The sequence below is a fragment of the Amycolatopsis sp. WAC 01376 genome, from assembly GCF_003947415.1.
In the GTDB taxonomy this organism is placed as follows: Bacteria; Actinomycetota; Actinomycetes; order Mycobacteriales; family Pseudonocardiaceae; genus Amycolatopsis.
The window spans coordinates 74,750-98,887 of the sequence record NZ_QHKL01000002.1 but is presented as its reverse complement, the minus strand read 5'-3'; the positions used below and the strand labels follow the sequence as shown (position 1 = coordinate 98,887).

At 64.6% G+C, this 24,138-nt stretch carries 20 protein-coding genes; 10 read left to right on the top strand and 10 right to left on the bottom strand.

Features of this window, described 5'->3' with window-relative positions; genetic code table 11:
• Positions 1-6 precede the first annotated feature (6 nt).
• The 3 genes from DMH03_RS09665 to hsdR form a co-directional block, all read right to left on the bottom strand.
• Positions 7-882, bottom strand: coding sequence for a nucleotidyl transferase AbiEii/AbiGii toxin family protein (locus DMH03_RS09665; RefSeq protein WP_199748807.1), 876 nt, complete (start codon positions 880-882; stop codon positions 7-9).
• A complete protein-coding gene (locus tag DMH03_RS09660; RefSeq protein ID WP_125791693.1) occupies positions 879-1,478 on the bottom strand; it encodes a type IV toxin-antitoxin system AbiEi family antitoxin domain-containing protein in 600 nt (199 codons plus the stop codon). The genes DMH03_RS09665 and DMH03_RS09660 overlap by 4 nt, the downstream gene beginning before the upstream one ends.
• 83 nt (positions 1,479-1,561) lie before the next feature.
• Entirely contained in the window at positions 1,562-3,997 is a 2,436-nt protein-coding gene (gene hsdR, locus DMH03_RS09655) for an EcoAI/FtnUII family type I restriction enzme subunit R (protein WP_158633070.1), read from the bottom strand.
• 450 nt (positions 3,998-4,447) lie between these two features.
• Between hsdR and DMH03_RS09650 the strand changes: the two genes are divergently transcribed.
• The 8 genes from DMH03_RS09650 to DMH03_RS09615 all read left to right on the top strand — a co-directional run bounded on the left by DMH03_RS09650 (position 4,448) and on the right by DMH03_RS09615 (position 15,584).
• A complete protein-coding gene (locus DMH03_RS09650) occupies positions 4,448-4,900 on the top strand; it encodes a hypothetical protein (protein WP_125791691.1) in 453 nt (150 codons plus the stop codon).
• A 334-nt stretch (positions 4,901-5,234) separates the two neighbouring features.
• Complete coding sequence (locus DMH03_RS09645) at positions 5,235-6,146, top strand: restriction endonuclease (RefSeq protein ID WP_125791690.1); 912 nt, start codon at positions 5,235-5,237, stop codon at positions 6,144-6,146.
• Positions 6,147-6,308: 162 nt separating this feature from the next.
• Entirely contained in the window at positions 6,309-7,031 is a 723-nt protein-coding gene (locus DMH03_RS09640) for a hypothetical protein (protein ID WP_125791689.1), read from the top strand.
• A 229-nt stretch (positions 7,032-7,260) separates the two neighbouring features.
• Positions 7,261-7,530 (top strand): hypothetical protein, encoded by a 270-nt coding sequence (locus DMH03_RS09635; RefSeq protein ID WP_125791688.1) that lies wholly within the window; start codon positions 7,261-7,263, stop codon positions 7,528-7,530.
• A gap of 56 nt (positions 7,531-7,586) precedes the next feature.
• Positions 7,587-9,131 carry a TIGR02677 family protein gene (locus DMH03_RS09630; protein ID WP_125791687.1) on the top strand — a complete coding sequence of 515 codons (1,545 nt, stop codon included), beginning with the start codon at positions 7,587-7,589 and terminating at the stop codon, positions 9,129-9,131.
• A complete protein-coding gene (locus tag DMH03_RS09625) occupies positions 9,128-10,321 on the top strand; it encodes a TIGR02678 family protein (RefSeq protein ID WP_199748805.1) in 1,194 nt (397 codons plus the stop codon). Before DMH03_RS09630 ends, DMH03_RS09625 begins: the two co-directional genes overlap by 4 nt.
• A complete protein-coding gene (locus DMH03_RS09620) occupies positions 10,318-14,355 on the top strand; it encodes a TIGR02680 family protein (protein WP_125791686.1) in 4,038 nt (1,345 codons plus the stop codon). The genes DMH03_RS09625 and DMH03_RS09620 overlap by 4 nt, the downstream gene beginning before the upstream one ends.
• A 77-nt stretch (positions 14,356-14,432) precedes the next feature.
• Positions 14,433-15,584, top strand: coding sequence for a TIGR02679 family protein (locus DMH03_RS09615; RefSeq protein ID WP_199748803.1), 1,152 nt, complete (start codon positions 14,433-14,435; stop codon positions 15,582-15,584).
• Here the strand turns inward: DMH03_RS09615 and DMH03_RS09610 are convergent.
• From DMH03_RS09610 to DMH03_RS09595, 4 genes are read right to left on the bottom strand one after another with little or no spacing between them, the layout of a single operon-like run.
• The gene (locus DMH03_RS09610; protein WP_125791684.1) at positions 15,564-18,671 is read right to left on the bottom strand and encodes a helicase HerA domain-containing protein; all 3,108 of its coding nucleotides are present in this window, start codon (positions 18,669-18,671) and stop codon (positions 15,564-15,566) included. The two genes, DMH03_RS09615 and DMH03_RS09610, sit on opposite strands and share 21 nt — an antisense overlap.
• On the bottom strand, positions 18,668-19,294 hold the full coding sequence (locus DMH03_RS09605) for a hypothetical protein (RefSeq protein WP_125791683.1): 627 nt from the start codon (positions 19,292-19,294) through the stop codon (positions 18,668-18,670). The genes DMH03_RS09610 and DMH03_RS09605 overlap by 4 nt, the downstream gene beginning before the upstream one ends.
• Positions 19,295-19,307: 13 nt before the next feature.
• Positions 19,308-20,369, bottom strand: a complete 1,062-nt coding sequence (locus DMH03_RS09600; RefSeq protein ID WP_125791682.1) for a hypothetical protein — start codon at positions 20,367-20,369, stop codon at positions 19,308-19,310.
• Positions 20,366-20,878, bottom strand: coding sequence for a DUF4365 domain-containing protein (locus DMH03_RS09595; protein ID WP_125792851.1), 513 nt, complete (start codon positions 20,876-20,878; stop codon positions 20,366-20,368). Before DMH03_RS09595 ends, DMH03_RS09600 begins: the two co-directional genes overlap by 4 nt.
• 567 nt (positions 20,879-21,445) lie before the next feature.
• Here DMH03_RS09595 and DMH03_RS09590 point away from each other — a divergent pair.
• Positions 21,446-21,997 carry a hypothetical protein gene (locus tag DMH03_RS09590; RefSeq protein WP_125791681.1) on the top strand — a complete coding sequence of 184 codons (552 nt, stop codon included), beginning with the start codon at positions 21,446-21,448 and terminating at the stop codon, positions 21,995-21,997.
• A gap of 83 nt (positions 21,998-22,080) precedes the next feature.
• Here DMH03_RS09590 and DMH03_RS09585 read toward each other — a convergent pair whose 3' ends face one another.
• Positions 22,081-22,467 carry a cupin gene (locus tag DMH03_RS09585; protein WP_125791680.1) on the bottom strand — a complete coding sequence of 129 codons (387 nt, stop codon included), beginning with the start codon at positions 22,465-22,467 and terminating at the stop codon, positions 22,081-22,083.
• Between the two features lie 78 nt (positions 22,468-22,545).
• On the opposite strand from DMH03_RS09585, the gene DMH03_RS09580 reads away from it, so the two are divergent.
• On the top strand, positions 22,546-23,124 hold the full coding sequence (locus DMH03_RS09580) for a TetR/AcrR family transcriptional regulator (RefSeq protein WP_125791679.1): 579 nt from the start codon (positions 22,546-22,548) through the stop codon (positions 23,122-23,124).
• Here DMH03_RS09580 and DMH03_RS09575 read toward each other — a convergent pair.
• The gene (locus DMH03_RS09575) at positions 23,095-23,565 is read right to left on the bottom strand and encodes a molybdenum cofactor biosysynthesis protein (protein WP_125791678.1); all 471 of its coding nucleotides are present in this window, start codon (positions 23,563-23,565) and stop codon (positions 23,095-23,097) included. The genes DMH03_RS09580 and DMH03_RS09575 overlap by 30 nt on opposite strands.
• Positions 23,544-24,038 (bottom strand): peptide-methionine (S)-S-oxide reductase MsrA, encoded by a 495-nt coding sequence (gene msrA / locus DMH03_RS09570; protein WP_125782317.1) that lies wholly within the window; start codon positions 24,036-24,038, stop codon positions 23,544-23,546. Before msrA ends, DMH03_RS09575 begins: the two co-directional genes overlap by 22 nt.
• Positions 24,039-24,138 lie beyond the last annotated feature (100 nt).

The following is a 24,138-nucleotide window of genomic DNA, read 5'->3' as shown; positions in this document are numbered from 1 at the left end:
GGGGCATCAGAGATCCGTTCCAGTGGTGTCGTTGAGAGATTTGGTCCAGAAAGCACGTAGCAGGCCCAGTGCGATATCGAGGTCGGCTGCGGTGTCGGTCAAGTCGGCGGCGAGAGAAGGGTACGCCTCGCGCCACAGCGGGGGTGGGTCCGGTAGAACGTCGGGTAGTGGATGGGTGGCCCGGACGGCGAAGACGTGCTGCACCACACCCCACAACCCGCGGTCGGGGGCCAGGCCGCTTTCGATCAGTAAGACGAGATCGGCGAGATCCTTGACCCGGGTGTTCGGACGGTCGCCGTAGTCGCGGGTGAAGGCATGCAATTTTTCGGCGAAGTGCTGCCGTCGATCCACGGCCTCGATCCTCCGTGGCGGGATTCCCGCAAAGTCCAGTACACCGAGCAAGGTGAGTGATTCAGTGGCGGCCAGCTCTTCGCTGCGCGCTGCGACGTCCAGGCGGACGCCCGCGAATGGCTTGCCCGCCAAACCCGCTTCCACGGAGAACCTCCACGCGGGCCGCCCAGCGCTGTCCGCGGCAAGTTCCGCAGGAGGTCCTACCCGGAAAGTGAACCAGTCTCCGTCCGGATCCGCTGTCAGAGCGTCGAGCAATGCATCCCGCATGGCGTTTCCGTCCATGTCTGCCGCTCGTACTGCCAGGTCAAGATCTTTGGTCGCGCGCGCCCGGTTCCGAAGCCGGAACTCGAGCGCGGCCCCTCCCTTGAGGATCCACTCGCCTTCCGGATCGGCGGAAAGGCGCACGGCAAGACGGTCGAAGATCACTCGCCGGCGCAATCGCCCCAGTTCCATGTCCTCTGTCTCCGACTGTCGTTTAAGTCTGGTCTCAAGAGCACGTCGAAGTGCGATGGCATCCCCGTACTGGTTCACGACAGTTCCGCTCTCATGGCACGCTCTATGGCAAGTTCGGTTCGAGGGCCCAGTTCCTGCGCGGCGTGGAGCAGGCGACGACGGGACGACATCCCGCGCTCCAGGGCCTCGGCCACAGCGGAATCGAGGATGTCCTGATCCACACCCACCGCAGCGCTTTCGGTGATGGCGCGCACGGGGGTGGTGACCCGGAAGCCTTCGTGTTGCTCGATCTCGTCGTCGCTCAGCACGGCCCGATGCAGGACAACGGCAGGGTCCCGTTGTCTGAAGCGCAGGGGGACGGTGAGATGCACCTCAGCAGGGTTGGCGGTACCCAGGTCATGGACAGTCAGGGCTGTCATATGGGAGACGACGGCTTTTTCCTTGCTCCACAGGAACCAGCGGACCAGGTGGTCTGTCTCAAAGCTGGGGAGGTCCTGGTACTCCCGGAAGCGGTAGATGCCACGATCGACGCGGATCCAGTTGCGCCGTTGGACGTGGAAGTGCTGTGCCTGGTAGGAGTACCCGGCTCCCAGCGCCTGGGCGGCCGTGAAGTACCCACGCTGACGGCCAGCCTTCCGCCAGAGGCGGTCACGGGCCGTGTCATCGCCGATCACCTCGGCAGCGTAGCACGCACTCAACTCTACGTTATTTTTAGCTCTGCGTTCACCACATACTTGAAACTAAAAGTTTCTTAGAGCTATGCGACGTCGAAGATGCGTCTTCCGAGCTCGTCGATCGCCTTGTGCATCGCCGGCGCGCCACCGAAGCGCTTGGCCAGCTGCGTCACGGTGCCCATGTGCTGAATCGGCGGTACACGCAGGGCGCTCGGTGCCAGCTCAGACGCACCGTGTTCCGTGAACTTTTCCAGCAACGCGTCAAGTACGACCCGCGCCTCAGGTGCGAATCCGTTGAGGAACTCCTGGTGCTCCCGGCGCACGCGATGCGCCCGCTCGGCCCGGCTTACCAGCGGCAGCTCCCAGGCCGCGTTGATCAGCAGGTCGATCGGATCCACCTCCGGGTGGTCCAGCTTATGCAGCAGGTCCTCCTCCGTGATGAAACAGTTCTGCTCCAGCTGCTTACGCAGCGTCTCACGGCTCTTAACGTTAGCCCACTGCGTTCGCAGATCAGTGGGCGACAGGTTGAGCTCCAGGATCTGGCCCCGCACGAATTCTCGGTAACGGACCATCTTCAACGTTGTGCCGTCGGACTGCAGTTGATAGTGCACGTCGTTCCAGACGAACACCTCGACGCCTTCGACGTAGATGCGCCTCTTGCTGCTTTTGATCGCATCGGCAAGATCATCGTCGGTGACGACTTCCTCGGCATCCTCCAGCAGGACTCCGCCGTCCACGGTCTCGTATATCGCCGCCGGTTCGGCGACTTCGGGCATCGCGCCGTCGACGACCTCGGGTACCGCGTCGTCAACGCTTTCGATCAGCCGCCCCTGTTCGTCCGTTTTGTCATTGGTGATACGCAGGGGCGGGCCGTCGAACTCCGGGTCGTTGAAAAGAATGGTCGCCTCGACGAAGTCGATGATATCGAACGAACCCTTCTGTACGTCTTCACAGAGACGGGTGCCGCGGCCGATCATCTGCTTGAAAGTCGGCATCGACAGAACGCGCCGCAAGATCACGATGTTGCGCACCGGGGGGATGTCCACGCCTGTGGTCAGCATCTGACTGGTAACGGCGATTACCGGCTCGTCCGAGTAAATCTTCTGGAACCTGTCCAGGTTCTCTCGCCCGGCTTGGCCGTCGTCGTCGGTGATCCGGCAGACATAGTTCGGAAACTGCGCCACTATGTCCAGGTTTGCCTCATTCAGCGCTGCGACCATCCGGTGTGCGTGATCGTTGTTCTCACAGAAGACGATGGTCTTGGCCATCCGATCGGTCTGACACAGATAATCGGTGATGTAGCGGGCGGCTTCGTCGGTGCGCTCCCGGATCGCGAGCACCTTCTCGAAATGGCGCGGAGTGTAAAGTTTGTCCGGGATTTCGTCGCCGTCGATATCAAGCTGTCCAGGAGCGGGCTGAAAGCCTGTAACGTCGACATTCATATGAACTCGCCGGAGGCGATAGGGTGCAAGGAAGCCGTCCTCGATGCCGTCCTTGAGCGTGTATTCGTACGCTGGCTCCCCGAAGTACCCGAAGGTGTCCCGTTCCTTTTCGGAAATTGGTGTGGCAGTGAGGCCTAGTTGAACCGCAGGATCGAAGTGATTCAGGATTGCACGCCACTGCGAGTCAGCGTTCGAGCTCCCGCGATGACACTCGTCGACGATGACAAGGTCGAAGTAGTCCTTGGGGTACTGGCTGAATAGCGTCTGCTCGTCGCCGTTCTCCAGTGATTGGTACAGAGCGAAGAAGATCTGACGGGCCCGCTGGGCGTGACCTCCGCCGATCTTGTGGACAATGTCGCCGAACGCCGGCGTGAAGTAGTCGTTCTTCGGCTGGTCGACAAGGATGTTTCGATCGGCGAGGTAAAGAACGCGAGGCTTCCTGTCACCTGTCCAGGAGCTTTCTCGCAGTTTGGCCACGAGCTGGAAGGCGACCATTGTTTTCCCCGTGCCCGTGGCGAGCGTCAACAGGATCCGCTTCTGGCCGCGCGCGATTGCCAGCAGAGCGGCGTTGACTGCACGGCGCTGGTAGTACCTGGGCCGTTTGGGGGTGAGATTGGTGTTCTTGAGTTCGGTGTTGAACGGCGCGAGTAGAAGCTCACGCTCCAGGTCCGTGGTGATCGAGTTCCCCTCGCAGTACCGCGCCCACAGCTCCGCAGGCGAGGGAAACCGCTGAACCCGGCGGTAGTGTCCGCCGGTCTCGATCTCCCAGATCTCGCGACCATTGGTCGCATAGGCGACGGGTACGCCGAGATGACGTGCGTACCGCCGAGCCTGCTCGATGCCCTTTGCCACGTCGGAACTGGTCCGCTTCGCCTCGACCACGGCCACCGGTACCTCATCGCTGTACTCCAGCACGTAGTCGGCGACCATGGCCGGGCCGCGGCGATGCCTGCGGGCAGAGGCGATCATCTTCCCGTCGTTGATCGGGTACTGCTCGCGGATCTGTTGCTTCTCGATCCAGCCAGAGGCGACCAAGGCCGGTACGACGAAAGTCCTGCAGGTCTCCTGCTCGTTCATCCCTGCCCCATTAGCCATAAGGAATTTCTACACCACGAGCACGACACATGTGGCGCAAATCTGCAGTACGAGCCAGCCGCCAGACGTGCAAACGGACCTGTTCGACGAACACGGATACATCGACCAGTTCGCTCAGATGACGGCCGAGACGGCCCCGCTCACTGACGGAATGACCGGCCCGGAGACGTGACCTGGAGCCGGACCGAGACTTGCCGGACAGCGGCGTTGGTGCCTGACATCGAGCCAGCCCTGCCCCGCGGCCGGCAACCACGTCATCGCGGACGTGAGAGATCACGCCTCATGGCGACAGTCCCCGGCCGACCGAAGGGTGTCCAGCACGGGAACCCATCACGGGCCCAACACCGATCCGGCGCCGTCAGCCTACTGAGCGACTTGACAGATGACTTTAAAACTTGGAGACTGTGAGTTATCCAAAGTGAAGGAGTTTTCGTGCGAACCCACGAGGTATACATCGACCACGAGGTGTACGTGTTCCTCCAGGAGCACGCGCGGCCGTTCGAAGACTCCGTGAACGACGTGTTGCGACGACTACTCTTGGAACCTGGGAACATCGCGAGCCAGGAGCAGCGATCCAAGTCGCCGGATGATACCGCGCAACGTCGTTTGGGCGATCTGATGCCCCTCATCGAACTGAGCCTCTTGCAGTCAGGCGACGAATTAGTTCATGAGCAGCCTCGCAAAGGCATCATCCAACGTGCGACTGTGACGGAAGACGGATGGGTGCGAGCAAAGGACCAGGACTTCTCCAAAGTTTCCCCCGCCTTGAAAGCGTGCGTTGGTCACGAGATCAACGGTTGGCGCAACTGGACTCACCGCACATCAGGTCGATCTCTGCAAGAACTGCGAGAAGAGCTACGGCGAATGCAGGACGGCTCACGCTAGGACCTGACTCCGTGCTCAAGAAGGCGCCGTTTGTGAACCGCTCATAATCGATCGAGTATATCGCGGCTACAAGAGCGCGACAGTTCCTCGCGCTGTAGGCCAGCTACGCGCCCGAAGGCCGCAGGACAACACCTGAACAACACCCTGTTCACCAGCTTGTTCAGCGACGGACAAATCAGCACACCTTGCGCGGCCACGGAACCGCTCGGAATCAGCCTCGGCCTGCGACTGGCGGATGTCGTCGGCGTTAGCCCAAACCAGCAACTCTGACACACAGCGAAAGTACGGCAGCCGATAGGCTGATCGCTTGTAACAATCACTTGAGGAGCACTCGTTGGCGGTACCGGACTATCAATCCCTGATGGCACCGTGCCTGCATGCGCTGGCAGGTGGAGAGCCTCTCTCGGTGCGAGAGCTCCGCGACACGGTCGCGCAGCGCATGGACGTCACGTCTCAAGACCGGGAGATGCGGATCCCAAGCGGTTCGTTCGTTTTCGACAACCGTATGCACTGGGCGATCACCTACATGGCACAAGCAGGCTTGGTCACTCCACCGCGCCGCGCTGTCGTGCAGATCACCGATCGCGGCAAAACCGTCCTACAGCACCATTCGAACCGCGTCGACAACACAGTGCTGGCGCAGTTTTCAGAGTTCGCCGAGTTCAAGAGCCGAAGCAAGGACACGGTGCACGACTCGGCGCAGACCCAAGACAACGCCGACGCGGTTCCTCCTGCTGAGTCTATCGCCAATGCGGTGAAGCTCGCACATACCGCACTCGCTGACGAACTCATCGAGCGAGTGCGCGAACGTGATCCAGAATTCCTGGAACATCTTGTCTTGCGAACACTCACCGCGATGGGTTATGGCGGGAATCACGGAGCAGCCGAGCACCTGGGCCGCAGCGGCGACGAAGGCTTGGACGGAGTGATTCGACAAGACGCGCTCGGCCTTGACCGCATCTACGTCCAAGCGAAGCGTTACGGGAGAAGTCGAGCCGTCGGGCGGCCCGAGATCCAAGAATTCGTCGGTGCGCTCCATGGCGCACAAGCGGATCGAGGGGTCTTCATCACGACCAGTCGCTTCACTCCGGAGGCACAACAGTTCGCAGAGCGAATCCAAGCTCGCGTGGTCCTGATCAACGGTATCGAACTCGCTCAGCTCATGATCCGCCACAACATCGGCGTACAGGTCCGAGACACCTACGTCGTCAAACGCATGGACGAAGACTTCTTCGAGGACTCCTAGCACCGGCGAACAGGTCGGACCGGGCCGAGCGACTTGCGACCTTGTGGTTCTCACGTTACAAGAACCGACACGCCACTCGATGCGGTGAATCCTTTGCATATGGCTCCCGCTGGGGTGTTTTGGGGAGTGAGACTGCCCGCCTACTCCGAAAGGCTCCCCCACATGACCTACTCCCCGTCGGACTTGGACGTGATCGAGCAGCGGTTCCTGGCGTTGGCCGCTGAGCCGCGGGCGTTGACCCTTGATTGCGCGGCGATCGGCTGTGGACTGCCTGCCGAAGCGAAGTCCGTTGACGAGGTACGGGTACTGCTCCTCAAACGTCAGACCAGCTGGGTCACCAAGAACGCCGTTTGGCAGGACTTGGTCAGGCGGGCGCACGCGACGCCTGAACCGTGGACCATTGTCGCCACCGCGATGATGATGCCCGGCCTGAAACACATCGGCGGCAAGCTCAGGGCCCGCTATCCGGGCGACCGAAACGATCTGGACTCCGAGATCCTCGAGGGATTCTTGCAAGCACTCGACGTCGCGGACGACGGCGTCCCAAAGGTGTACGGGCAGCTCTACTGGGCAGCGTTCCGCCGCGCGCACGAAGCCTGTAACCGCGAGACCCGTCTGGCCATGACCAGGTCCGAACTCAGCGAAACCATCGTCGCTCCGAATCCCGCCCTCGGACACCCGGACCTCGTCCTGGCTGACGCGATGCTCTCCGGCGCCGTAACGCCGGCACAAGCCGACCTGGTGTCGGACGTACTTCTCGATCACGATGAGCGCTCGGCGGCCGCAGAGCGTCTGGGAATCAGCCGTTACCAGGTGTCATGTCGACTGGACGCGGCAACACGCCGCCTCGCCTCTTATCTGAGCGCGGGTCCCGATGCTGCCTGACCTGGACCTCGCTACGCTAAGTAGTGCACAGAAGCAAGGGAGCGCTTGTGCGCGATGCGGCCGCGTCCCCCTCTGTCCGCGAAGCCTCGACGGAACCGACCTCGTTGTTTGCGCGGATGAGCACACACGCATCTGTACAGATTCCGTGTTCTGGCTGACGCAGCCCTGCCCCTGGTGGTGTAACTCAGGGTGGCACAGCGACGACGACTGTGGCGAAGACCGACGGCATATGTCGGACTGGACGGGCAAGGTCCCTCTCGTGTTGGAAGACGGTCAGAAGCTGAGGAACGGCCTGTCATACCAACCCCAGTACGCGACGGTCCACCTCGTTCAGGAGTCACGTGAGATCGAGCCGCGAATTTGGTGCGGGAAGGGCTATACCAACCAAGGCTGGCACATGACACCCGCCGAGGCTCGGGAACTCGCCGCGACGCTGTCCTCCGCCGCCGACATGGCGGAGCGGCAAGTTGCCCCGCTGACGGCGGCAAAAGTGTGCTGACCAGGCGTCTGGAGGGGCGCCACCAAGACTGTCGGTGCCCTCTCCATAATGGGATTGTGACCGCCGACCAGGAGTCCCAGCCGTTCGCGCACCTGAGCGCGCCGAACGCGGCGCTCTACCGGGACGTCCTGTTGACGTTCGTGCGGGCGAAGGACCGGTTCATCGTTCACATGCGTCCGGAGGATGTCGCAGGGGACCTGGGCAGGCCGGGTGACATCGAGCAGGTCGCGGACGCGCTGGACAAGCTGGTCGAGTGGGGCAACTTGCGGGCCGATCCGGACACGAGCCGGGTGACCAGTGTCGCCGACTTCCATCGTGCTCGGTACCTCTACCAGCTCACCGCGGCCGGTCAGGCCGCTGAAGAGGCACTCGCGGTTTATGACCAGGCGCTGGGCCGCCGGGGTTCGCTGCAATCGGTGGCGCTGGAGGACATCGCCGCGCAACTGCGGGCACTCGTGGAGCTGGCGGGAGCCCGGGAGCTCGACCCGGCGAAGGTGCATCTGTTGCTGCTCGCGCTCGCCGAACGGTTCACTGGACTGGCCGACAACGCGCAGGCGTTCATGGCGTCGCTACGCCGCGTCATCGATTTCGCCGACGGGGACGTGGAGGCGTTCGTCGCCTACAAGCAGCGGCTGATCGACTACGTCAACCGGTTCATCGCCGATCTTGCCAACCGGGGTGCGGAGATCGCCACTCTGCTGGGCAAAATTGAAGAAGCCGGTGTGCGAGGGCTGCTCATGGTGGCCGCGAAACGCGAAGCGGCCGATGTCGCGCCGGACGATCACGAGAACGCGGCCGCCATCGAAAGTTGCTACGACACTTGGCGAAATCGGTGGCGTGGGCTGCATGACTGGTTCGTCTCGGCCGACTCTCGCCGTCAGTCGCAGGCGCGTCTCCTGCGTGGAGCCGCTGTCACGGCGATCACCCAGCTCATCGACACGGTGGCCGCGCTCAACGAACGTCGTTCCGGGCGCTCCGATCGCTCGGCGGATTTCCGGACGTTGGCGCGGTGGTTCGCCCAGGCCCCGGACGACAACGCGGCGCATCGGCTGTGGCGGACGGCGTTCGGGCTCAGTTCGGCGCGACACCTCACAGCCGACAACGAGACCATCGCCGCGTGGAAGGAAGAGCAACCCGCACCGAGTACGCCGTGGCGGCAGGCGGCCGGGGTGCACATCAGTCCGCAATTGCGCCGGACGGGATCCTACGAGCGGCGCGGTCAGCCCAACCGGGTCTCGGACCGTGCGGAGCAGCGACGGATCCTGGCCGAGCAGGCGGCTCTCGAGGCCGAGCAGGTCGCCGCGGCGCGTGAGCGGCTGGCAACGCCGGGACCGACACGACTGTCGGCGCTGGGTGAGCTCGACGCGCGGGCGTTCCGGCTGTTCCTCGGCCTCCTCGGCGACGCTCTGTCCTCCCGCGCTCCCGGCGATCATGAAGTCCGGACCACCACGAGCGACGGCACGATGGAGGTTCGCCTGACCCTCGTGCGAGGTGGCGGAACAGTGCGCATCGAAACCGAGGACGGGACACTCCAAGGGCCGGAGCACCTGATCGAGATCCTCGACCTGATCGGAAACGGCCGGGTGGAGGCGATCGCGTGACCGTGCTCGCCGAGGAAATCGTCGCGCAGAAGCGAAAAGCCCTGCGGGCGCTACTCGCCAAGCCCTTGCTGACCGCGGGGGCGGACGACGAAGTACTGCGGTTGGTCCGGCGCCATGCGGCAGACTTGCGTGATTGGCTCGCCATGGAAACGGGCTGGCGGCTACTGGTCGGCGCGGAATCCGCGCGCTTGTTCAAAACCGCGCCGACGTTGACCGACCCGACCCATCCTGCGAGGGACGGTAAAGGCAAGCCACCGTTCGGCCGCCGCAGGTACGTCCTGCTTTGCTTGGCGCTGGCCGTTTTGGAGCGAGCCGACGCGCAGATCACCCTCGGCCGTCTCGCCGAAGGCGTGCTCGCCGCCGCAGGTGAACCGGAGCTCGTCGACGCCGGAGTGTCGTTCAAGCTGAGCAGGCGTGACGAACGATCGGATCTCGTCGCCGCGGTCCGGTTGCTGCTCAGCTGGGGCGTACTCGAGCGTGTCGCCGGCGAGGAAGACTCCTACCTGAGCGACAACGGAGACGTCCTGTACGACGTACAGCGCCGAGTGCTGGCCGCACTCTTGACCAGCGGCCGCGGCCCTTCGACGATCAACGCCGCCGATTTCGAAACCAGGCTCGAAGAGCTCGCCCACGAGCCTGTGGCCGACACCGATTACCTGCGCAATCGAGTCCTGCGCCACCGGCTCACGCGCCGCCTGCTCGACGATCCAGTGGTCTACTACGACGAACTGGCCGACGACGAACTGGCGTACCTGACCGGCCAGCGGCATGCGATAACGCGCCGGATCGAGGACGCCACCGGGCTGGTCGCCGAAGTCCGTGCGGAGGGCGTCGCGATGGTCGACCCGGACGACGAACTGACCGATGTGCGCATGCCGGAGCAGCGCACCGATGGTCACGCCACCTTGCTCGTCGCCGAGTACCTCGCGGCACGGAACGGGCCGGTGCCCATCGAGCGAGTACTGGCGTATGTCAGGAAGATCGCCCGCGAGCACGCCTCCTACTGGCGTCGCGGAGTCACCGAAGAAGGCGCTGACGAGGAACTCCTCGCCATCGCGTTGCACAAGCTGCGCGCATTGCGTCTCGTGGAGGATTCCGTAGGGGATCCTCCGATGGTGCGTGCGCTGCCCGCGATCGGCCGCTATCGGCTCGACGCGCCCACCATTCGGGAGAGGAAGACCGGGAAATGACTTCGCCCGTCCCGGACAGAGCCCGCTGGCAACCACTTCGTGCCGGCCTGGTCGACCTTTTCTACTACGACCTCGAAGAGTTCCACTTCCATGACGGTCGTTTGCTGTTGCGCGGCAACAACGGAACCGGCAAGTCCAAGGTGCTCGCGCTCACCCTGCCGTTCCTGCTCGATGGCGAACTGTCGGCACACCGGGTGGAACCGGACGGCGACCGCAACAAACGCATGGAATGGAACCTGCTGCTCGGCGGGAAACATCCGCACAACGAACGCCTCGGCTATACCTGGCTGGAATTCGGCCGTACCCTTCCCGACGGGAGCGCCGAGTACCGCACGATCGGCTGCGGTCTCAAGGCCGTCGCAGGCCGTGGCATCGCCAGGCACTGGTTCTTCGTCACCGACCAGCGCGTCGGCCGCGACCTCTCCCTGGTGAGCCCGACCAGGGTGGCGTTGACCAGGGAGAAGCTCAAGGACGCCGTGGACGGGCATGGCCTGGTCTACGACACCGCGTCGGAATACCGGCGTGCGGTGGACGAAGCCCTGTTCGGGCTGGGGATCCACCGCTACGAAGCCCTCGTCAATCTGCTGATCCAGCTTCGGCAACCGCAGCTGTCGAAGAAACCGGATGAGAAACTGCTGTCCCGAGCGCTCACCGAGGCGCTCCCACCACTCGACCCGGCCCTGGTGGCCACGGTCGCGGAAGCGTTCCGTGGACTGGACGAGGAGCGGGAGACCTTACGCGCCCTCGCCGAAGCGAAGACGGCTGCGGAACAGTTCCTCACCCATTACCGGCGCTATTCCCGGATCGCGGCTAAACGCCGGGCGGGACCGGTTCGCCAAACCCACAGCAGGTACGAACAGCTCGGACGTGAGCTGGGTGAAGCCGAGGCCGCTCACGAAAAGGCGACACTGGCGCTCGAAGGAACACAACGGCTGCTCGACGAGTTGACGGCGGCGAAAGCCCAGCTGGAGGCACGCCGTGCCGCGCTGCAGAGCAGTCCGGAAATGCGGGACGCCGAAGCTCTGAAACAGGTGGGAGGAGAGGCCAGCAGGCTCGGTGAGTTCGCCGCGAAGCGGGAACGTGACCTGACGTCGGCCGTCGAGAACTTGCGACGCCGTGAGGAGCAAGCCGGAACAGCACGGCGAACGACCGACGCCGACGCGGAAATTTTGGGGCAGGCAAAGGACATCGCGCGAGAGGCGGCCGAAGCCGCTTACTTGGCCGAGGGGCATGCCGCGGTCATCGCCGACCAAGACGAGCGAGCAGGCCAGGCACTCGTCGAACGTCAGACCAAGGCGGTCGAACAGTTACAACGGCTGCTCAACGCCGCGACAAAGGCCGAAGCCGCGTCGCGTTCGGCACGCGAAAGCGTGGACCGGATCACCGCCGAGCAGCAGGACGCCTCCGAGCGGATCACGGCGGCTGAGGAAGGCATCGCCGAACTCGGTGCCGCGCTCGTCGCCTCTTACCGTGCCTACCTGGCGAATACAGAGCAATTCACGCTGTCTGATGTGGACGGTCTGCTCGAGGCCCTGGACGCTTGGACCGAGGCCCTCGCGGGCGCGAATCCCGCCGCATCGGCCGTGGAAGAAGCCGTGCTGCGGGCGACCGCCGAATTCGGTCGCAGGCAAGCCTCCCTGGACGCCGAACGAACGGCGGCGGTCCACGAGCGGCAAGCGATCTTCGATGAGATCACCCGGCTCGAGGCTGGTGGGCACGACGCTCCACCGAGGCCGTACACCCGTGACGCGGAAGCACGAGCAGACCGCCCTGGCGCTCCGCTCTGGAAGGTTGTGGACTTCGTCCCCGGCGTCACTGCGGAGCACCGAGCCGGGCTCGAAGCGGCATTGGAGGCCGCGGGGGTCCTGGACGCTTGGCTGACCCCGGACGGTGAACTGCACAGCACGCTGACCGGCGACGTGGTCGTCAAACCCGGCGATCACGCACCGGCCGGCGGCCTCACCGCTGTCCTCGCGCCGGCGGTGGACCGAGCCGACCCGCAAGCCGCGGCTCTGGCCGACGATGTGGTCGAAACGGTGTTGCGCGCGATCGGTCTCGGTCCCGGTGCGGGCACCTGGGTCGCGGTGGACGGCAGGTTCGCCATCGGCGTGCTGAGCGGGGCGTGGCACAAGGAGACGGCGGCCTATCTGGGTGAAGGCGCGCGCGAAGCCGCGCGCAGGGAACGCGTTCGGCGACTGCGGGACGAGGGCGTCCGGCTGGACCGGCACCTTGCCGAGCTGGTGGACGCAGAGGACAGCCTTGTCGCCCGGCGAGCCGCCCTCACCGCGGAACACCGTGCTCAGCCGACAGACGCTGACCTTCGCGACGCTCATGCCAAGCTCGCCGGCGAACATGACTCGAAACGCCGGATCGACGTCCGTCTCGGTGAAGCTGTCGCTGTTTCCGAGGAGTGCGCCGAAGAGGCAGAGCGGACTCGCGGGAAGGTCATCGAATTCGCCGGTGACGTAGGTCTGCCGGCCGACCTCGAGGAACTCGCTCGAGTTCGTCAAGCCGTCGGTGACTACCGGGTCGCCTTGGCGGGGCTTTGGCCCGCGGCGCGGGCACTGGCTCGGGCCCGCGCGGACGCGATCAAAGCCGAAGACGAACTGCTGGCCGCTGCCGAACACCACGGCGAAGCGCAGGAGTCGGCGATCAAAGCCCGCGCCGAAGCCGAAATCGTGGCGGAACGCCACCGCGTCCTGATCGAGACAGCGGGTGCGGGAGTCGATGAGCTCTATCGGAAGCTGGCCGCGGTCGCTACGGACCTGGATGAGCGAGACACCCGCGAAAAGCAGGTGCGCCGAGACGAACAGGTCGTGCGCGAAGAACGGGGTACGGCCAACGGGCGGCGCGAGACCCTTCGGGATTCGATCGCGATCGCCGTGGCCGAACGCGACCAGGCCATCAGCGAGCTGCGAGCCTTCGCAACGACGGGACTGCTGACGACAGCCGTCCCCGATTTGGACTTTCCCGATCCTGGCAAGGAATGGGCTGCCAACCCGGCCGTCACCCTCGCCCGGGCGGTCAACGCCGCGCTGGACGGCGTGGACGACGCGGACCGACCTTGGGAGTTGGTGCAGCAGCGTGTATCGGCCGAGCACAAGCTGCTGACCGACGCGCTGTCCAGGCACGGCCATTCGGTCGGCATGACGGTGCGGGACGGGATCATCGTCGTCGATGTGCTGTTCCAAGGGCGCACTCAAGACATTCCGACGCTGGTGGCCGCTTTGGAAGTGGAGAACGAGCAGCGGGCGAACCTGCTTTCAGCGAAGGAACGCGAAATCCTCGAGAACCACCTCATCAACGAAGTGGCGGGCACGCTGCAAGAATTGATCGGTAACGCCGAGGACCAGGTACGGTCCATCAACAGCGACCTGGAAGCCCGGCCGACGTCGACCGGAATGCGTCTGCGGCTGCAGTGGCGTACTTCGCGGACGGCGCCCGACGGCCTCGACAGGGTGCGAGACCGGTTGCTACGGCAGACCGCCGACGCCTGGAGCGGGGAAGACCGGACCGCCGTCGGCGGATTCCTGCAAGAGCAGATCAACCGCGAGCACGCCGAAGACGCGGCGGGTGGCTGGGTTGAACAACTGACTCGTGCACTGGACTATCGGACCTGGCACGAATTCGCGATCCAGCGCCACCAGGACGGACAATGGCGGTCGGCGACCGGCCCGGCCTCCGGCGGCGAACGGGTACTCGCCGCGTCGGTCCCGCTCTTCGCCGCGGCATCCTCTTTCTACTCGTCATCGGCCAATCCCCACACTCCGCGTCTTGTCGCGCTCGACGAAGCTTTCGCCGGCGTCGACGACGACTCACGGGCCAAATGCCTCGGCCTGCTCGCGGCGTTCGACCTCGACGTCGTGATGACCAGCGAACGCGAATGGGGTTGTTACCCGCAGGTGCCCGGTCTGGCCATCGCACAGCTCGCCCGGCGTGACGGAATCGACGCCGTGCTGGTGACGCCCTGGAGGTGGAACGGCCGCGAGCGTGTCCAGGAGCAACGACCGATTCCATACGTTCCGAGTGCCTGATGGCCGATCTTGAGCGCCTCCGCAGACTCTTGGGTGGCAAAGAGACGGCTTGGCTGCTCGATCGCTTGCGGAGAAGGATGGTCAACGGCAAGCCGTTGAGCGGAATCGTCTCTCTCGGCTCGGCGACGCAGGACCAGCGCAGGGCCATCGAAAGGTTGCTTGGTCGCCGCGCCGGTACCGGTTCTTCCCTCAGCGTTTCTCTGGACGAAGTCGACGCGATACTCCGCCGCAGCGGTGCGGCGCCGGACGGCCTCGCCGACGCGACAAGGCTGCTGATCGGAGCCGTGCCGGACAGGGCGACCGAGGCCGCGGCATGGGCGGCCGCCCATGAGCCCCTGGAGGAACTGGCCGCACAACGTCCGGAGCTGGCCACGTGGCGTGGCTGGTTGGACTCCACCGGCATGGTCCGACGGCTGGCTTCCGATCCGGGGACCGCTTCGGCGTTGACCAGCGCCGCGGTCCGCGTTCTCACCGAGTTGCCCTCGAAAGGCATCGCGTTGGGACGCCTCGCTGCGGAAACCACTGGCGACGCGCACGGCCTGGACGAAGGGCGCCCCCTGGCGACGATCGTCCTCTCGGCGGCGAGGTGCCTTCGTGGCACCCCGCCGGTTGGAGACGGAACAGCGGGTGAACGCCGTGCTTCCTGGGCCGCGGTCGGCGTACACCGTGACGAGCTGTCCTCCTCCGTGCTGTGCCTCGGCTTACCCGGTGGCGCGGACACGGTGACCGGCCGGATCCTGGCGCTGGCAAAGGAAGCCGGTGAACCGTGTGTCCTGACGCTACGCCAGTTGAACGCCGCGGTTCTCGGCGTCGGCCCCTGGGTCGTGTCGGTGTGTGAGAACCCGATCGTGCTCGCCTCCGCGGCCGATGAGCTGGGTCCCGGTTGTCCTCCCCTTGTCTGTGTGAACGGCCAGCCATCGGCCGCGGTGTGGCGTCTGCTCGATCTTCTGGCTGCGGACGGCGCCCGATTCAGGTATCACGGCGACTTCGATTGGGGCGGCATCCGGATCGGCAACACCGTGCGGGACAGGATCTCCTGGCAGCCCTGGCGATTCGACGCCGCGACGTACACCGGGACGACCGCAGCGGGCGGTCCGCTGGCAGGCCGGCCGGCGGACGCCTCCTGGGATCCGGGGCTACGACCGGTCCTCGAGCGACGCGGGGTGCGCATCGAAGAGGAACTGGTTCTCCCTGCGTTGTTGAATGATCTACGCGCCCTCATGAGCTAGTGGCTGAGGGGTCGCGAGTGTTTTGGCACGTTTGATCACCTCTTCGGGAGTCAGCGCACTCTTCGGGTGATGACTGAGGCAGTTCGGCGTACGTATCCGTTGGGGTCGGGAGCCTTCGGTGGTCGCGTAGAATTGGCCGACCTTGAGCGCGCCGATGTGGTCCAGCGTGCCGCCTTTCGACTGAGCGATCCCCCGAGCCGCCGCCACCTGGGTGGGTGCGTTCAGTTGCCCGAAGAACTGCGTCGCCGAGTTTCCAGGGATGCGATTGTTGATGGCCTTCGGCGCCTGCGTCGCGAACACCATGCCCAGGCCGAACTTCCGTGCCTGTGCGACCAGCATCAACGTGCTCTGCGTGCTCGGGGTGGACGCGCCGGCCGGGGCGAAGGTTTGCGCCTCGTCCATGACGAACAGGCCACCGAGCGGTCGGTCGCCGGCAGGGTTGCTCTTGATCCACGCGAACAGCTCCAGCTGCAGCTGGTTGACAAAGCCCTGTCGCTGTTCTTCTGTCTGAAGTCCGACGAAGCTGATCACCGAGACCCGCGCCTTCTTGCCCGGTGATGGGGTCAGCAGGATGCCGGGTTCGACAGGCTCGCCGGAGCCCCCGAACAACGGGTCGTTGACCCGCGCGGCGTGAAGTGACTTCGCCAGCTCCGCCGCCAGCTTGGGCGCGCCGTCGAGGGTGCTCGCACCCTCCGGGAGGTCGGCCAACAGTCTGATGAACCCCTCCAGGCTCCGCTTGCCTCGACGCGCGTAGTAGTCCAGCGCCTCACGAAGGATCGCCTTGCTCCACTCGGCCTTGTTGGTCCGGCCACTGATGTTCGCCCGCGGCGCGAGAGTGGCCGTCGCGACCTCGACGGCGCGGTTGAAGTCGTCCGGGTCTTTGCCGACACCGGCGAAGTCCGGCAGAGGCTGGAAACACAGTGGCCGCCCGGCTTGCAGTCCCGGCGTCCACACAACGATTTCGGTGCCTGCCAAGTACTCGTCGGCGAGCCGGGCATCTCCAGGCCGCCAGCCCGGAGGCGGCTCAGGCCACGGATCCCCGAGCCGAGCCAGATCGTTGTTCGGGTCCAACACGATCGACGACACCCCTCGCGAGGCGCACTCCTCGACGATTCGGCGGATCAGCACCGTCTTGCCGGATCCAGGCCCCGCGAAGATCGCGGTATGCCGCCTGAACGCCTCGAGCGCGATCTGCACCGGTGATTCGTCGGCCATGGCCTCGCCTACCGTGACCCACCTCGGATCGGCTGGTTCCGGTTCTTCTTTCGCCAGCTCCTCTGGTATCGGCGCACTCTGCGCCTCGACCTGTGTGCCGAGAACCGTGTCGAGCAATTCGGTCCCGGTCGCCGGTTTGCGGGCGATCAACCAGGCCTCGAGCCCAGGAGGCTTCTCCTTCAGCAGCGTTTCGAGCGCGCGAAAAGTACGCAGGTCGTCGTCGGTGACCGGAAGATCGAGACCACCGCCCTCCTTGAACAGAGACACCTCCCTGGCGGTCACCGGGCCCCTTGGCCATTTCGAGTTGCGAAGGATCACCAGGTTCCTGGTCCCGTCCGGACGAAGTCCCGATTCGAGACGGGCGTTGCGAAGCCTCGTTTGCGCCGCGATGGCGTTCGGATGCGCGATCGCCCGGAACGACCAGTGCGCCTCGGCCTCGGTCTCTTCGTCGAGCGTCCGGCGGAGCCGCGCGTGCAGTAGCGGAGACTTGGCGCCGAATGGCGGATCGACCTTCCACTCCACGCCGCTACCATCCTGTTCGACCATCCACGCGGTGAGCGCCGCCATCACCAGTTCCCGCATGATCCGGTCCTCGTGTGCCGAATCGAGCGCGGAGCGAACGTCGGAATCCTGCTTGAGCTCGGCGAACTGTCGGTCCATCGGCGAAAGGTCCCGCTGCGCCGGGACGATGTCCTCGAGCTTTTCCGATTTGGTGTCCAGACCATCCAATTCGGATGCCTTGCCGGTGTGCAGGCAGTACCGCACGTGCGCGTCGACTCGTTGCAGCAACGCCCGAGGTGTGAACCGCTTCTCGATTCCGTGGAAAGCGTGCTCCCCGATCGGCCAGGTCGGGTGCGGCGGCACGAAGCCGACCTCGGCATAAGGCGCGGCCAGCCGTTGCACCACCATCTCGCGGGCAACTTCCGCGTCCGCGATCTGGCCCAGCGTTCCGACCTCGCGAAACCGGTCGGCGGCCGTGGCGAATTCCGCCTCCTTGATCTTCTTCCAGGTAGGCGTGATGCACGCGACCAGCGAAAGTGTCCGGCGAGTGTTGTCGTGCAGCGCCATCAGCCCCAGCGCGACCCGCTCAAGCGACAGATTGCCGGTGGCGTCGGGACCGGACTGTGCGGCGATGGGATCGAGCTGGTCCACGGCGATCACGGTCGGACCGGTCATGGCCAGCAGCCAGGACACGTCACGGACGACGAGCCGCGCGGCACGCGGAGACGGGCGAATCCCCCATTCCGCTCGCTCACCGGGTCTCGACTCGTCGAACGAGCCCAGATAGTCACCGCCGATCGTGCTCAGCTCGTCGTCTGGCGATCCGTAAAGCACCAAGGCCCGCAGCGTCAGCCGACATTCCGCGGCCACCTGTAGATCGATCATGCGCAGCGCGTTGAGGAACTCGTCTATATCCCTTTTGGAGGGGCGGACCTCTCCGGTGATCGCTGCCGTCCGTTCCTGAGCGAGCCCCGCCTTCGCCGCCAGCCGACGCAAGAGAACCGTAAGCTGACTTTCCCCACTTCCGTTGACATGCAACAAGTCCCGCCGCACAGCCAGCAGTACATCTGCCCAGAAATCCTTGACCTGGTCCAGATCGACCAGGAAGAAATAGCCACCTTCCCGTTGTGCCTGACGTCGAACCCAACCGAGCAAGTGGGTCTTGCCCGCACCGCGTTGGCCTCTCACCACGAGGCCGATAGGACTTCGTGGTGCCTCATCCTTCGCATCCCGCAGACCGGCCAGCACCTCACGGTCCACCTCGGCATGCATGCCTTCGACATGGAATCGCGAGTCATCCCAGACATCGTCGGGTTTCCACGCCCAGTTGAAGCGCAACGCCTCGAGCGCTCGCCGCTCATCCGGCGTCATGACGACTCGATCGCCAGCAAATGAACGTCCTGAGTTCCCAAGCAGAGTGCCGCGGCCCGATCGTGATCGGTCAGCAACTTTTGATCCTCCTCCGGAGCCAAAGTCACACCCTTCTCCCGATTCAGCCTTAGGAGTGCCTTGTCGGTCTCGGCTCGTGGTACGCCGTTCAGCTCCTGTCGCAGATCGGTGAGGCTGACGTAGTCGCCCGGTCGCTCGGCGAGCTTCCGGTGGATCGCGCGAATCCGATCCTCCACGGATTCGGCCGGTGCGCAGGAGAAGACGTCCGCGAGGCCCCTCTCGGCGTCCTCCAGATAGCGACCTATGCCGGCAAGCACGGCGTACAGAGCCTTGCCCAAGGACTCCTGACGGGACGCATTCGGGCGGCCGGCGGCGAGTTCGTCCGCACACCAGCGCCACCCTGGGTCGGTCAACTCGAGCACGAACGGGCCATTGCCCGATCGGCTGCTTGTCACCAGTCCCTGGTCGTCGAGGCGTTCGCGCTCCGACCCGGTCAGGCGGAGTCCGTGCAGCTCGTTCATCTCGGTGTTGGACAGTTCGCGCCCCTCGGCCATCAGCACAAGCATCACAGCCCGCTGCTTGGCGCTCAGCTTCCTGTCGGGCATTCGTACTCCCTTGTCAGCCCAGTACTTCGAAGTCGACCGTAATCAGTTCCGCACGTCGGCCCGATTCGGAAAGCGCGCCGCGGGCGCGGACCAGGTGGCGCTCCTGGTGCGCGGCGATAGCAGCGCTATAGGCGTCCTGGCCGCTCAGGCGGGCCCACAGCACGCGCCGGCTGCCGTTCACGCCAGCGATCTCGCCACGTATGCGGATTCGCCAACGGTCATCGTGAGCCGGCTGGTCGTGCAAGCCTTCGACGACACCGGTCACGGTGACTTCCCCGCGTGGGCTCCGACGTCGCAGATGATCGGCAGCTGCGGCGATGATTTCGGCGCTGCCCATAGGAAACGTCACGCTCTCCGGGGCGACCTCGGCATGCAGTCCCCTAGCCCAGCGGAAGCCGATCTCGAACGGCGCGTGGCCGTCAGCACCGGCCAGGTTTCGCATGCCTTCGCAGAGCTCCGCCGACACCCCGGCGGAGACCGTACTGTCGAACGCCGCCAGGTCACCGGATACCGCCGCGTCCCGGACCGCGACCGTCGCGTCCAGCAATTGCAGGGAGACTCGCCTGGTCAGCTCTGGATCGTCACCCAGCGGCACGCGGACAGGGAAGACGTAGCTGCCCGCACGGGTCGGAGCGAGCTCCATGCGGTTTACGAGTGAGCTGACCAGTGCCGGGGCGTCGTCGGAGAAGGCGAAATGCGGACCATCGATCACCGCGCGTGCTGCCGATCCGAACACTGTGATCATGCCGTGCAACGCCTGCGCGCCATCCCGGAGTGTGGTGAACCCACTCGGCATACCTGTCGAAAACGTGCGGTACCAGTGCTGGTCAGCGTTCGGGGAGTTGATGTCGCGGACGATCTCCTCCTCCGGCCGCTGCTCGACGATCGCCAGCACCTCGACGATCTCGGCAACACGAAGCTCGCTGTCACCCATACCGTCACGTGCCGGTACAAGCAGGTCGTTGGCGTCGATGTGCGTCCACAGCGCAGCTCCGCGCCACAACTCGTCACGTCGCCGCCAGCCGGCGTGTTCCAAGTAGCTCGAAATATCTGCGACGGACAGCTGCCCGTTCACGCCGCCCCCGCCGGAACCGGATCGAACAACAGACGCAACAAGGACTTGATGGTCAGCACGTTGCCGAGCGGAACCTTGACCTTACGCCGACGACTCGTGCTGGGTTCGTTGATCGGTTGTTCGTTCTCGAGAGACAGGTAGAACGCCAGATAGTGCAACAGCATCCCACCGGTTTCGAACCGCGCGTACTCGTTGCGATCGTTCGGTACCGGCAACAGGAACAGGTAGCGCGGCACAGTGAAGTCGGGGCCGGCAAGCCAGTTGAACTGCTGCTCCGTGAGCCCGTCGTAATGCCATTCATCGCCGGACATTTTCGGGTTCGAAGACGTTTTCACCTGCACTTCGATGGCAGGCGAAGCCAAACCGCCCGGCTGACCCGGGAACCTGAACCCGAGATCGATTCCCACCCGGTCAAGATCATATTCATAGACGAGCAGTCCGGCCGCGGACGCAAGCGCGCGAATATAATCATGCCCGAACTTTCCCTGGTGATTCTGCGCGTCCAGCACCCGTCCTCCCCGGCGGCCGACCGCGTCTGACTTTACGACCGATACGGCGGCGATGTCAGCAACCCCTACCCGGATGGCGCAGAAGTACAGGTACGCCACGGCGTCCTGTGATCAATTCCGTCGGCGGCACGATCACGAGGCCACAGAGTACCGGCGCGGTCGGTCGCGGCCACGGTCAACTGGCGAACCCGGCCTGAGCCCTGAGGGAAGTTCATGCAATCCGCATCACACTCCTGGTTCGCCTGAGTCTCGTAAGTGAGCGACCAGTTCACCATGCAGGATCACCACATCGAAGCGGAGGATCATGTCCGTGACAGCTCTATCCAAATCAGGCTCCCCGGATCGGGTACGAGGTCATGCCACCTGCACCTCACTGTGCTCATACCCGGTTGGCGAGGGTGACGCCCCGTGCTCCGCCACTTCGGCGGCGGCAGGCGACTGGCGACCAGGGGTGCGGAAGTGGTTCGGAGTCGACGACGCAGTGCACACCAACGAGAATCGCCATTCCATGAACCCTGCGTTCGACGTTTCGTTTTCTCGCCGAGACGACGCCCTGAAGGGCGCGGCATGAACGGTCAGATGACAGCTGTCGCGACTCGTGGCGCGGAATACCCAGATCCGTTCATTCCTTCTCCAGACCAACTCAAGGGAACCGCCTGCATCGTATGTGGCGCCGACGACGCCCCTGAAGGCCAAAGAATTCCGGTGCACCATCAGGATTCGCCGGCTGTTTGGGCATGCGCCGAAGAAGCGACGGAAGCCTGCACACTGACAGGTCGCCCATGGTGGCAGACTGAACCTTGCCCCCGCTGGTGCCAGGGAACCCACAACGCATACGACCAGCCTGCAGATCGTCAACATTTCAGCAAGTGGGAATCCGCTACCCCGCTGAGCCTTCAGGAATTGGATAGCTACCGCATCGGGGACGAATACAAACACTCTGCCCAATTCGCGATTGTCTACCTTCAGCAACCTTTTCGAGAGTCTGCGCCCAAAGTTCGGCTGACTCTCCCGGGAAACGTGAACGGCTTTGAATTTACCGTCGAGGAAGCGCTGTCCATTGCCTATGCACTCTCGTTCGCCGTCGACCTTTCCGCCCCTACATCGATGGCCACATAGCAGGGAAGTAAGGACGCTCGACAGCACGGAGAGTTCTTCACCATGAATTCTCCGTGCAACCAAACGGTCTGGAGAACCAGTCGTCACGCCTCGTGGAAGTCATTGAGGCGATGAGCTTCAACGGACGACTCCGCGGCGGTCAGCCAATGCGGATAGGTGACATAGACCAGTTCCGCGTCCTCGTCGGCCACGTAGACCACCTCGGTACCCGCCCGTAGGTAGATCACCTCGCCGGCACCAGCCGTCACCGACCCCGAGGGGCCTTCGACGGTGAATGTGCCGGAAGTGATGACGAGGGCCTCGTCATAGGTCATCTTCCACGGGTTCTTCTCGCCCTTCCCGTAGCGGGCGAAGCCGACGGACATCGCCGCGCCGCTGTCTTGCGAGAGGACGTCGGCTAAGAAGATCTGCTGGTCGAGGCGTTGAAACCAGGTCGAAGCGTCGGCGCTCGTGAAGTGTTCGACGGACATCCAATTCTCCTTAAGTGGAAGTTCCTCCACTTAGTTAACCGGAGAAAGTTCCACTTGTCCACCGGTTAGGCTCACCGAGTGCTTCCCATCGCAGGAGCCGGGACTCCAGAGCGGGCGGACGCGGCTCGCAACCGGCAGAAGATCGTCCGCGCGGCGGCCAGGCTTGTGGCGGCCAAAGGGATCGACGGCCTCGCGTTGGACGAGGTCGCGGTGGAGGCGGGCGTCGGGATCGGGACCGTGTATCGGCGGTTCCCGGACAAGGGCGCGTTGGCGCAGGCGTTGCTCGACGAGAACGAGCGCGAGTTCCAGGAGGCGTTCATCAGCGGGCCGCCACCGCTCGGGCCAGGAGCGCCACCGAAAGAACGGCTCAGGGCGTTCATGGACGCGTACGTCGACAGACTTGAGACGCATGGCGAGTTGCTCATGGTCGCGGAGACGGAGACGCCGATGGCGCGGTTCGTCACGGGCGCGTACCGGCTGCACCACAGTCATCTGGTCGCGCTGATCGGCGAGATCGAGCCGGAAGCGGACGCGCATTTCCAGGCCGACGCGCTGCTCGCGCCACTGGCGGCGGCGCAGTATGTCTACCAGCGGCGAAGCATGACAACGGAACAGATCAAAGCGGGACTAAGAGATCTCTACCGGCCCAACGCGTAAGACGCCGTCGTCCAGCGGCACGCACCGCTTTCCGCCGCGGCCCCGCAGCGCCCGAAACGTACCGACGGGATAGACGACGTCCATCCACGCGCAGGGATTCGCGGGCCGGTGCACCTCGAAGCGCACCGGGCCATCGCCCGAGTCCAAAGTAAGAACAGTGCCTCGCGGCAGAGCGTCCACGTCGAAGCCGGAGAGTACGATGTTCCGCCGGGCCAGCAGTGGGTCGCCGGGCACCGAGGCAGAGAACAGTGTGACCGCGGCGGAACGATGCGCGGGATGGTTGAAGTACCGGTCCCCCACCAGCCCCAGTCCCGCGCGCACCACGACGTGGTCGCGCGAGACCGGGGAAGGATCAGGGCGCGCCCCCAAGGAGGGACGGCCCTCGTAGGCGTGCACGGACGAGACGTGCAGCGCGACGATCAGCGCTCGCCCAGTTGCCATTCCGGCCGCACGTAGTGGCAGGTGTAGCCGTTGGGGATGCGCTCCAGGTAGTCCTGGTGTTCGGGCTCGGCTTCCCAGAAGTCACCGGCCTGGGTCACCTCGGTGACGACCTTGCCGGGCCATTTGCCGGAGGCGTCGACGTCGGCGATCGTCTGTTCGGCGACCTGCTTCTGCGTGTCGTCGGTGTAGTAGATCGCCGAGCGGTAGCTGGTGCCGATGTCGTTGCCCTGGCGGTCGCGCGTCGTCGGGTCGTGGATCTGGAAGAAGAATTCCAGGATCTGGCGGTACGAGAGCTGCGCAGGGTCGAAGACGATCTCGATGCCTTCGGCGTGCGAGCCGTGGTTGCGGTAGGTCGCGTTCGGCACGTCGCCGCCGGTGTAGCCGACCCTGGTGGAGACGACTCCGGGGTGCCGGCGGAACAGGTCCTGCATGCCCCAGAAGCAGCCGCCCGCGAGAACAGCTTTTTCCGTCACGATTGATCTCCTCTGGTCGTTGACATCCAGTACAACGTGCCGGACCGCGCCTGTCATCCCCGTCCGGGTGTGACGGAACGCTTACGTCCGCCGTGCGTCT

Bases quoted from the DNA above. Each gene is read 5' to 3' on its own strand.
- hsdR (WP_158633070.1), bottom strand. From the start codon at position 3,997: ATGAACGAGCAGGAGACCTGCAGGACTTTCGTCGTACCGGCCTTGGTC.
- DMH03_RS09640 (WP_125791689.1), top strand. From the start codon at position 6,309: ATGACCTACTCCCCGTCGGACTTGGACGTGATCGAGCAGCGGTTCCTG.
- DMH03_RS09635 (WP_125791688.1), top strand. From the start codon at position 7,261: ATGTCGGACTGGACGGGCAAGGTCCCTCTCGTGTTGGAAGACGGTCAG.
- DMH03_RS09620 (WP_125791686.1), top strand. From the start codon at position 10,318: ATGACTTCGCCCGTCCCGGACAGAGCCCGCTGGCAACCACTTCGTGCC.
- DMH03_RS09615 (WP_199748803.1), top strand. From the start codon at position 14,433: ATGGTCAACGGCAAGCCGTTGAGCGGAATCGTCTCTCTCGGCTCGGCG.
- DMH03_RS09610 (WP_125791684.1), bottom strand. From the start codon at position 18,671: ATGACGCCGGATGAGCGGCGAGCGCTCGAGGCGTTGCGCTTCAACTGG.
- DMH03_RS09605 (WP_125791683.1), bottom strand. From the start codon at position 19,294: ATGCCCGACAGGAAGCTGAGCGCCAAGCAGCGGGCTGTGATGCTTGTG.
- DMH03_RS09590 (WP_125791681.1), top strand. From the start codon at position 21,446: ATGAACGGTCAGATGACAGCTGTCGCGACTCGTGGCGCGGAATACCCA.
- DMH03_RS09585 (WP_125791680.1), bottom strand. From the start codon at position 22,467: ATGTCCGTCGAACACTTCACGAGCGCCGACGCTTCGACCTGGTTTCAA.
- DMH03_RS09575 (WP_125791678.1), bottom strand. From the start codon at position 23,565: ATGGCAACTGGGCGAGCGCTGATCGTCGCGCTGCACGTCTCGTCCGTG.